The sequence below is a fragment of the Proteocatella sphenisci DSM 23131 genome (genome assembly GCF_000423525.1).
GTDB lineage: Bacteria > Bacillota > Clostridia > Peptostreptococcales > Filifactoraceae > Proteocatella > Proteocatella sphenisci.
In genome coordinates this window covers 128805-137473 of the sequence record NZ_AUID01000006.1, presented here as the reverse complement: position 1 = coordinate 137473, position 8669 = coordinate 128805, and the positions used below count along the sequence as shown (strand labels likewise).

9 protein-coding genes and 1 rRNA gene are annotated in these 8669 nt (G+C 36.2%); 3 read left to right on the top strand and 7 right to left on the bottom strand.

Annotated features, from left to right (window positions below; genetic code table 11):
- A 16S ribosomal RNA gene (locus G558_RS0103195) occupies positions 1–78 on the bottom strand; the annotation flags it as partial.
- Between the two features lie 246 nt (positions 79–324).
- On the bottom strand, positions 325–846 hold the full coding sequence (locus tag G558_RS0103190) for a DUF1836 domain-containing protein (RefSeq protein WP_028828881.1): 522 nt from the start codon (positions 844–846) through the stop codon (positions 325–327).
- A 163-nt stretch (positions 847–1009) separates the two neighbouring features.
- Between G558_RS0103190 and G558_RS0103185 the strand changes: the two genes are divergently transcribed.
- From G558_RS0103185 to G558_RS0103175, 3 genes are read left to right on the top strand one after another with little or no spacing between them, the layout of a single operon-like run.
- The gene (locus G558_RS0103185; RefSeq protein ID WP_028828880.1) at positions 1010–1849 is read left to right on the top strand and encodes a fumarate hydratase; all 840 of its coding nucleotides are present in this window, start codon (positions 1010–1012) and stop codon (positions 1847–1849) included.
- A 28-nt stretch (positions 1850–1877) separates the two neighbouring features.
- Positions 1878–2417: a Fe-S-containing hydro-lyase gene (locus G558_RS0103180; RefSeq protein WP_028828879.1), complete on the top strand. Its 540-nt coding sequence runs from the start codon at positions 1878–1880 to the stop codon at positions 2415–2417.
- Position 2418: 1 nt separating this feature from the next.
- Positions 2419–4140 carry an ABC transporter ATP-binding protein gene (locus tag G558_RS0103175; RefSeq protein WP_028828878.1) on the top strand — a complete coding sequence of 574 codons (1722 nt, stop codon included), beginning with the start codon at positions 2419–2421 and terminating at the stop codon, positions 4138–4140.
- Positions 4141–4217: 77 nt separating this feature from the next.
- Here G558_RS0103175 and G558_RS0103170 read toward each other — a convergent pair whose 3' ends face one another.
- The 5 genes from G558_RS0103170 to G558_RS12220 all read right to left on the bottom strand — a co-directional run bounded on the left by G558_RS0103170 (position 4218) and on the right by G558_RS12220 (position 8660).
- Positions 4218–5180 carry an alpha/beta hydrolase gene (locus tag G558_RS0103170; protein ID WP_028828877.1) on the bottom strand — a complete coding sequence of 321 codons (963 nt, stop codon included), beginning with the start codon at positions 5178–5180 and terminating at the stop codon, positions 4218–4220.
- 36 nt (positions 5181–5216) lie between these two features.
- The gene (locus G558_RS0103165) at positions 5217–5747 is read right to left on the bottom strand and encodes a YcxB family protein (RefSeq protein WP_036931467.1); all 531 of its coding nucleotides are present in this window, start codon (positions 5745–5747) and stop codon (positions 5217–5219) included.
- A gap of 117 nt (positions 5748–5864) precedes the next feature.
- On the bottom strand, positions 5865–6689 hold the full coding sequence (gene kce / locus G558_RS0103160) for a 3-keto-5-aminohexanoate cleavage enzyme (RefSeq protein ID WP_028828875.1): 825 nt from the start codon (positions 6687–6689) through the stop codon (positions 5865–5867).
- Positions 6690–6760: 71 nt separating this feature from the next.
- Positions 6761–7294, bottom strand: a complete 534-nt coding sequence (locus tag G558_RS0103155) for a TDE2712 family protein (protein WP_036931466.1) — start codon at positions 7292–7294, stop codon at positions 6761–6763.
- Positions 7295–7388: 94 nt separating this feature from the next.
- Positions 7389–8660: a glucose-6-phosphate isomerase gene (locus G558_RS12220; RefSeq protein ID WP_036931489.1), complete on the bottom strand. Its 1272-nt coding sequence runs from the start codon at positions 8658–8660 to the stop codon at positions 7389–7391.
- Between the last annotated feature and the right edge of the window lie 9 nt (positions 8661–8669).

Sequence of the window (8669 nt, the reverse complement as noted above, 5' to 3'; positions counted from 1 at the left end):
AATTAAACTCCGCTCGACTTGCATGTGTTAAGCACGCCGCCAGCGTTCATCCTGAGCCAGGATCAAACTCTTAAATTTAATGTTTGACTGGCCGGATTAAACATCCGACATATCTATTTTTGTTATCTCAATTAATTGAAATTACGGTTTGTTTCTTTTTGTAGATGATTGCCTTGCGGCTCACACCTATAAATGGTTTGTATATTCTGCTGTTTAGTTTTCAAGGTTCATGTTGCGCCGCTCTTATGTTGTTTGTCTTATTGTGTTTCGGCGACTTTTATTAGTATACTAAACTTACATAATAAAGTCAAGCCTTTTTTTATTTTAAATTCTATTTTGTCTTTCTATTATTTTTTCAGCCATAACTTTGCTTGAAAGAGCTTTGGTAGCAGCTCGAAATACTGGAACCGATTCATCCATTTCTTTAAGTCCTTCGATCATAGACTTTTCCAGTTCATGACAAAAAAGATCATAGGATTCAGCTTCTCCCATTTGTTGATTGCAATGCACCACCGCCTCTTTAATCTCATTCATGGAAAGTACTTTCTTAAGAATTGTTATCATTATAAGGTTGGCAATATTGCTTTTATTGTATTTCTTTTTTACTGGGGCTTTGATAAGACCCAGCTTAACATAATTGTTAATCATGGAATTTGTTATGATTTTCTCTTTTTCAGATGTTCCAAAAAGTTCAGTATGTTTTTCCAAAAATCCAAGGATCTGATCCATATATAATTCAAAGTCCGGGAGTTCGCTCCATCTTGGAATATGATACGCTTCGACTCCTGATCTAAATTCTGAATCTATCTGTTTTAATCTATCTACATTTTTACTGTCAGTTTTCATAAGATTCCTTCTCTCTTTTATTTCTATTTATTCTTTCTTTCTTTATGTTTTATTATATGCTGTTTTTGATATTTTCTCAAGCTAAGCTTCTTTGATATATCACATTTTATCATTTTTATGGTATTATTAAATTGTATGTAAATATTATATTCAAGGAGAACTTATGAGAGAATTAGATAGAAATATAATAACTTATTCTATAAAGGAACTATGCATAAAAGCAAACTATATTTTGCCAGAAGATGTGAGGAAATCTCTAAATACTGCTTGTGAAAACGAAACTTTTCCTGTTGCAAAAAATACGCTTGGTATAATTATAGATAACTACAAAATCGCCGAAAGTGAAAACATTCCAATATGCCAGGATACTGGTCTTGCCTGTGTTTTTATAGAAATAGGTCAAGATCTTCATATCAATGGAAGTCTCGAAGATGCTATTAATGAAGGTGTCCGTCAGGGCTATGACCAGGGTTATCTGAGAAAATCCTGTGTATCTGACCCTATAAAAAGAAAAAACACCGGCGATAATACTCCAGCCATGATATATTATGAAATCGTCAAAGGAGACAGACTTAAAATAACCTTAGCCCCCAAAGGTTTTGGAAGCGAAAACATGAGCCAGATTAAAATGCTTCGTCCCTCTGATGGTATAGATGGAGTTGTTGATTTTGTTCTCAAAGTTGTTGAAGAAGCTGGGCCTAACCCTTGCCCTCCAATAGTTGTAGGAGTAGGAATAGGCGGAACTTTTGACAAGGCTGCTCTGATTGCAAAAAAAGCTCTGATCAGAGACCTGGACAAACGAAATCCTGATCCCTTCTACAAAGAGCTTGAAGAGGAACTTTTGAAAAAAATAAATAACCTTGGCATAGGGCCCCAAGGATTCGGCGGAATCACCACGGCCCTTGCTGTAAATATAGAGACCCTTCCTACTCATATAGCCGGTCTTCCATGCGCTGTTAATATTAACTGCCATGCTACAAGGCATTTCTCAATAACTCTCTAAATTAACACTATATGTAGAAAGGATAATTATGAATTACAATATAAACCTGCCCTTTACGGATGCAGACGTCTCAATGCTGAGAGCCGGAGACATAATTAATGCAAGCGGAATAATCTATACCGCTCGTGATGCGGCTCATAAAAGATTGACTGAACAGATAAAAAACAAAGAAGTTCTCCCCTTTGAAATAAAAAATTCCATTATATATTATGTAGGTCCCACTCCCGAAAGAGACGGAAGACCAGTTGGCGCTTGCGGGCCAACTACAAGCTACAGGATGGATTCATATTCTCCTCTCCTTTTGGATCTTGGCCTTAGTGCCATGATAGGTAAGGGCAAAAGAGACGAAAGCGTCAGGCTTTCTATAATAAAAAATAAAGCGCTTTACCTTGGTGCTATAGGAGGTGCCGGTGCATATCTCAGCAAATGTGTAATCAAAAGTGAAATTGTTGCATATGAGGACCTGGGTAGCGAGGCAATCCGAAAATTCACAGTAAAGGATTTTCCGCTTGTAGTCCTTATTGACAGTCTTGGAAATGATTACTATAAAAAAACAGAAAGGAATTGACATGCTTAAACGTTTAGCCCAGTATTACAAACCACACAAGAAACTGTTCATTATAGATTTTAGTTCTGCATTCATAACATCTCTTATGGACCTTTTCTTCCCCCTGGTTGCAAGTTATGCTATCAATACCCTGCTTCCACAAAGTCGTATAAACGAGTTTTTCAGGCTTTTGGCAATACTTCTCCTTCTTTACATGGTTCGATTTCTTACTAACTATTTAGTTCATTATGTAGGACATGTAATGGGAACTAGAATTGAACACGACATGAGACGTGATCTGTTCAACCACATTCAGACACTTTCCTTTAATTATTTTGACAACGTCAAAAAAGGAAAAATAATATCTCGGATAGTCAATGACTTGAATGACATATCAGAATTTGCCCATCATGCACCCGAAGATATTTTTATAACGTTTACAACAATTACAGGTTCTTTCATTCTTATGTTTATGATAAATCCTCAGCTCGCAATTGTTACATTCGCACCCATTCCAATCCTTATATGGTTTACTGTCTCAAAAAATATCAAGATGAAAAGAACCTTCAGGAAGATGCGTGAAAGAATTGCAGATGTCAACGCTCAAATCGATGACTCCATATCAGGGATAAGAGTAGTCAAGGCCTTTGCTAATGAAGATTATGAAATAGAAAAATTCGCAAGAGGAAATTTGTGTTTTAAAGAGACTAAAGAAGAATCATATAAAATAATGGCTGAATATTTTACAGGCGTAGAATTTTTATCAAATATAATAAGTCTTCTTGTACTTTCATACGGAGGATACCTGATAACAAAGGGACAGGCAAAATACGGAGATGTTGTAGGATTTCTTTTATATGTTAATATACTCCTTACTCCAATAAAACGATTCGCAACCCTGATAGAGCTTTTCCAAAAGGGAATGAGCGGTTTTGAGAGATTTTGTCAAACTATGGATATACACCCTGACATAGATGATGATGTAGATGCCATAGATATCCCCCATGTAAAAGGCGCTATCGAATTTAATGATATATCTTTTTCGTATGATGACTATAAAACTATAATAAATGATTTGTCTCTTAGTGTTAAACCAGGAGAACAGCTAGCTGTAGTAGGACCTTCAGGCTCAGGAAAATCAACACTTTTAAACCTTCTTCCCAGGTTCTATAATCTAAACAAAGGAAGTATTACAATCGATGGAAACGATATAAACCACATAAAACTCGCTTCACTCAGAAACAGCATAGGTATAGTGCAGCAGGACGTAGTAATGTTTGCAGGAAGCATAAGAGACAACATTGTCTATGCAAAGCTCGATGCCAGCGAAGAAGAAGTTTATGAAGCAGCAAAAAAAGCCAATGCTCTCGAATTTATCCAAAAACTCGAACATGGTTTTGACACATATATTGGAGAACGAGGCGTAAAGCTCTCAGGAGGCCAGAAACAGAGAATAGCCATCGCTCGTATATTTCTTAAAAATCCAAAGATTCTTATACTTGACGAAGCTACGTCTTCACTTGATAACGAATCAGAGCAGCTTGTTCAGTCCGCTCTGTTTGAACTGTCAAAAGGAAGAACAACTCTTATAATTGCCCATAGATTAAGCACCATAAAAAGGGCAGACCGAATAATAGTTCTTACCGAAAGCGGAATAGAAGAAGAAGGAACTCACGAACAACTCCTTGAAAGAAAAGGACTCTACAATAATCTTTACATGATGCAGTTCAGGGATAAAAACTAAAAATACAAAAAAATACAGATCTGAATTAATTCAGATCTGTATTTTTTTTATATGAATTTAATATTTTAAAGTAAAATCTATTCTAAAAACTCTGCTATGAGCCCAAATGCCATTTCCGTCTCTTCACAATCAAAGGACATAAAGGCATGGGGCATATTACAGTATTCATGGTGCTCAAACTCTACTCCATTTTGAGCCATAACTGTAGCAAAGTTTCTGTTATCATCTCTTAAGATATCCTTGTCTGAAGATATCATAATAACTTTGGGATATTGAAAAATAAGTTCTGATTTAACTGGCGAAAGATATGGGTTCCCAAGAAGATGAGGCGCTTCTATCCCTGCTTCTCTTTCAAAATATGGAATATAATATCTAAGCATCTTTGTCATTGCATCAAGCGTCAGTGTTTTTCCATTGGCATTTTCAAGTGCTGAATTAGTGTAATCTTCCATAAGGACCGATTCAATGTCTGTGAGTGGATATTGAAGTACTAAAGCAGATGGAAGTACACCTCTTTTGTTTCTTCGAAGACACATCTCCATCACTCCAAGTGCCAGATTCCCTCCTGCGCTCGTACCTCCAATTGCTATGTCTTCCTGTTTTATCATCAGAGCTTTGTGATTCTTGCATAAGTAATAATAAACACAATAGCAGTCTCTTATAGCTGAAGGATATATATGCTTTGGTGAAAGTCTGTATCCCACAGAAGCTATTATCCTGCCTGTCTTTTCAGCCATTTTTGTACATATTTTATCATGAGTCTCTATACTCCCCATGACAAATCCTCCGCCATGAAGAAACATAAGCGCTTCATGAAGTTTTCCATCGTTTCTGGTATTTCCAGGATAGTAAAGCCTTACAGGAATTTTTCCAACAGGAGAATTTACCTCCAAATCAAAGATTTCTATCCCGTCAGGATTTATTCGCACCATTTTTTTGAATTTATCATACACGCCTTGCGTATATCTTATAAGTTTTAGATTTCTATCATTTATTTCTGGTATTTCAGGTAATTTTTCAATTGTATAATTTTCTTTCATAAAATCCTCTTAACTATAGTTTCGCATATCTGTAAATTAGGATATGGTCTTAAATTCTGTTTCAGGCGAAGCTTTTGCTCTGTCTACAAGTTCTGACTTTATAAGCGCATAATCCTGATCTCTTTTGGGGATAATTTCAGCACTTCCTTGCTCTGATATAAGGTATATGTACTTGGGACTCTCTACAAGCATCTTTATATCTTTCCATGTGTACTTAGTCTTTTCTTTCTTTCCTTTTATTACTATCCCTGCATCACTTACTACTGTTGTCATAGAAGTATTATTAAGCTGAAGGTGCCCTGCTGTTATAGACTTTTTAACTCTTCTTTTTACTGAGTGTTTGTAGTATTTGTCAAAACCAAGTGAATACAGGGCTGCAATGAGTATGCCAAATATAGCGCCCTGAACGCTTCTCATAAAAAAGATTATCATAAATGCTACTATAACCACAAACCCATATTTAATTACTCTCATCTGTTTTGCAAAGTTGGGTGATATCTTTACATAATCAAGATTTGACTGTATAAAATCTTCTTCTAGCAGCTCATACTTAAATTCTGTATTCATATTTGTCCACTCCTTTTTCTGATAATTTTTTGCAAAATCTGCAGAATATATCAGAAAATCACTGCATCTGATGCTATGACGCAGTGATATCCCTAAATATCTCACAGAAATCTCAAACTATTTTCTGTTAAGACCCATCATTTTTCTTGCTTCTTGAGGCGTAGCTATTTCACGTCCAAGTTCTTTAGCTATTCTTACTACTTTTTCAACAAGGTCTCCATTGCTTTTTGCAAGAACTCCTTTTTCTACATAAAGGTTATCTTCAAATCCTACTCTTACGTTTCCACCCATAGCTATTGCCACGGCTGCAAGCGTAAATTCACTTCTTCCTATTCCTGTAGCAACCCAAGTTGATCCTGGAGGAATTGATCCTACCATGAAAACAAGGTCTCTTGCGGTTGCAGTCATAGCTCCGTTAACTCCAAGTACAAAGTTGAAATGAAGAGGATAATCAATAAGACCCTTGTTCGCAACTGCGATCGCTGTGTCTATCATTCCTTTTTCAAATACTTCACACTCAGGTTTTACATTATATTCTTTCATTGCCGTAGCAAATTCCTTAACCATATTTACAGTATTTGTGAAGACATCATCTCCACCAAAGTTGCAGGTTCCACAGTCAAGTGTAGCTATCTCAGGGCTTAGAAATACTGGTTGAAGTCTTTCTTTAGCTGTCATTCCAACAGCCCCGCCTGTACTTGGCAATATTATTATCTCTGGAAGTTCTTTTCTTATAGCCTTTATTGCTTCTTCGTATCTGTCTTTGCTTTGTGTAGGTGTTCCATCATCTTCTCTTACGTGAAGGTGGATTACCGCTGCTCCTGCATCAGATGCGCACTTAGCTTCTCTTACTATTTCCTCTATTGTGTATGGTACCGCCGGGTTTTGTTCTTTTGTAACTTCTGCTCCGCATATCGCTGCTGTTATTATTAATTTTTCCATTATATCCTCCATTTTTTTGAAGTCATAATCAGTAGAATATGTGTCCAGAGTCCTAAATACTGATTTGTATTTTAAAAGTTCTCAAGGATTTTCTCTTCAATATATTCAATCAGATTTTTGCCTTCTATAGTTGTTATTTTTTCGTCCATAAGATCAGGTGTTACTTTAAAGAAGTTTATTACAAGTTTGTTTCCCTTGATAATACATTCTTCCTTATTTGCAGGTATAAATACTACCTCTATTTCTTCCTGAGCTATATCCTTTTTACTATTTATGCTATCTATCAAAGTGTCAAGGTTAAGTTTTTTCAGGGGGTCTACCATCATTCTCATATAATCCATGTCTTCCATCATCCACATGTTATTATTCCAGAACTGTCTTTCTTTTTGAGTCCCGCCATTGAGCATTTCCCTGTTGGAAATGGCACTTAGAGATTTCCTTACTGATTCAGCATTAAAATCATCATTATACAGTAATTTCATCTCATCATATTCACTGAGTGTAACTAAGTAATTCTCGCCTACTTTTTCTTTTTCTTTGGTTGCCTGCCAGAAATAAAGCATAGACTCTATTACATTTAAGTTCTTGCTTATTGTTTTAATCATCTTACATCCTCCCCAGAATGTTATTATTAAATTGCACCTTCATTATAACATTAATTTTTGTATTTGATAACAGTATTAATAAATTATTATATTGCTATCCCTTCTTTATTATCTGTCTTACATTTGCCTTGTATTTTTCTACTCCAGGTTGATCAAATGGATCTATATCTCTAAGGTAACAACACATAGCGCATGCCTTTTCAAAGAAATAAATCATAAAACCAAAAGTATGCGCAGTCAGATCTTTTATATTTATCTGTATGGTTGGAGTCATGTTTTCTTGTCTGTGCGCCTGTATAACACCCTCAGCAATTATCGAATTCAGCTTTTCCATGGTCCATGAACTGTCATATCCAAGCTCTTGTGGTATAGATATGTGAGCCCCGGTATTTTCTATATTAAGGACAGTTTCAGCAAATATCTGCTGACCCTCTTGAAGATACTGGCCCATAGAATGGAGCTCTGTAGTCATTTCCACTGTAACTGGAAAAAGTCCCTGGCCGCATTTTCCTTCGCTTTCTCCAAAAAGCTGCTTCATCCACTCTGTAAGATTTTTAAGTTTTGTCTCATAAAACTCATAGCATTCTATATCCTTGCCAAGTTCAGTATTGAGCAGATATCTCGCCACCCCATACCTGTATGCATCATTATCTTTCAGGTCTGCGTTCTCATACATTTTATATGCATGGCGATTTCCACCTATAATTTGTCTTATATCTATTCCTGCAACCGCTATAGGAAGCAGTCCAACCGGAGTTATAACTGAATATCTTCCACCCACTGAATCTGGAACTTCAAATGTCCTATACCCGTTTTTTTCCGCTTCAGGCCTTAAAACTCCTTTTTCTATGTCCGTTATTGCAATTATTCTGTCTGCAAATGAATCCTTATATTTATCTCTTAGAAACTCCTTGAATATTGCAAAGGCTACGCTTGTCTCTATGGTAGTCCCTGACTTTGATATTACGCATACGGTGACGTCTTCTCCTTCAAGCACTTTCAATAGTTCAAGATAGTAGGCGCTGCTCATGTTGTGTCCTGCGTAATAAATCTTTGGAGTTTCTGATTTTATCTGATTATGAAAAGTATTTCCAAGCATGTCTATACAGGCTCTTGCTCCAAGATACGATCCTCCTATTCCAAGAATCACAAAGGCTGTACATTCCTTTCTTATATCTTGCGCAGTTTTTTCAATTTTTGATATAAGCTCTTCACTAAGGTCCACTCCATAATCTACCCAGCCAGTGTAGGCTTCTTCTCCAGAGTGAAGCTTTTTATGTATATCCTTTGCTCTGCTCTGAAATTTCAATATAGAGTCTTCACTTATCTGGCTCTTGCTAAGATCCAAAGTTATTTTCTTTTCCATAAGAACTCT

Excerpts from the sequence above, each read along its gene's own strand:
- G558_RS0103190 (WP_028828881.1), bottom strand. The coding sequence starts at position 846 with ATGAAAACTGACAGTAAAAATGTAGATAGATTAAAACAGATAGATTCA.
- G558_RS0103155 (WP_036931466.1), bottom strand. The coding sequence starts at position 7,294 with ATGATTAAAACAATAAGCAAGAACTTAAATGTAATAGAGTCTATGCTT.
- G558_RS0103185 (WP_028828880.1), top strand. The coding sequence starts at position 1,010 with ATGAGAGAATTAGATAGAAATATAATAACTTATTCTATAAAGGAACTA.
- G558_RS0103180 (WP_028828879.1), top strand. The coding sequence starts at position 1,878 with ATGAATTACAATATAAACCTGCCCTTTACGGATGCAGACGTCTCAATG.
- G558_RS0103175 (WP_028828878.1), top strand. The coding sequence starts at position 2,419 with ATGCTTAAACGTTTAGCCCAGTATTACAAACCACACAAGAAACTGTTC.
- kce (WP_028828875.1), bottom strand. The coding sequence starts at position 6,689 with ATGGAAAAATTAATAATAACAGCAGCGATATGCGGAGCAGAAGTTACA.
- G558_RS0103170 (WP_028828877.1), bottom strand. The coding sequence starts at position 5,180 with ATGAAAGAAAATTATACAATTGAAAAATTACCTGAAATACCAGAAATA.
- G558_RS12220 (WP_036931489.1), bottom strand. The coding sequence starts at position 8,660 with ATGGAAAAGAAAATAACTTTGGATCTTAGCAAGAGCCAGATAAGTGAA.
- G558_RS0103165 (WP_036931467.1), bottom strand. The coding sequence starts at position 5,747 with ATGAATACAGAATTTAAGTATGAGCTGCTAGAAGAAGATTTTATACAG.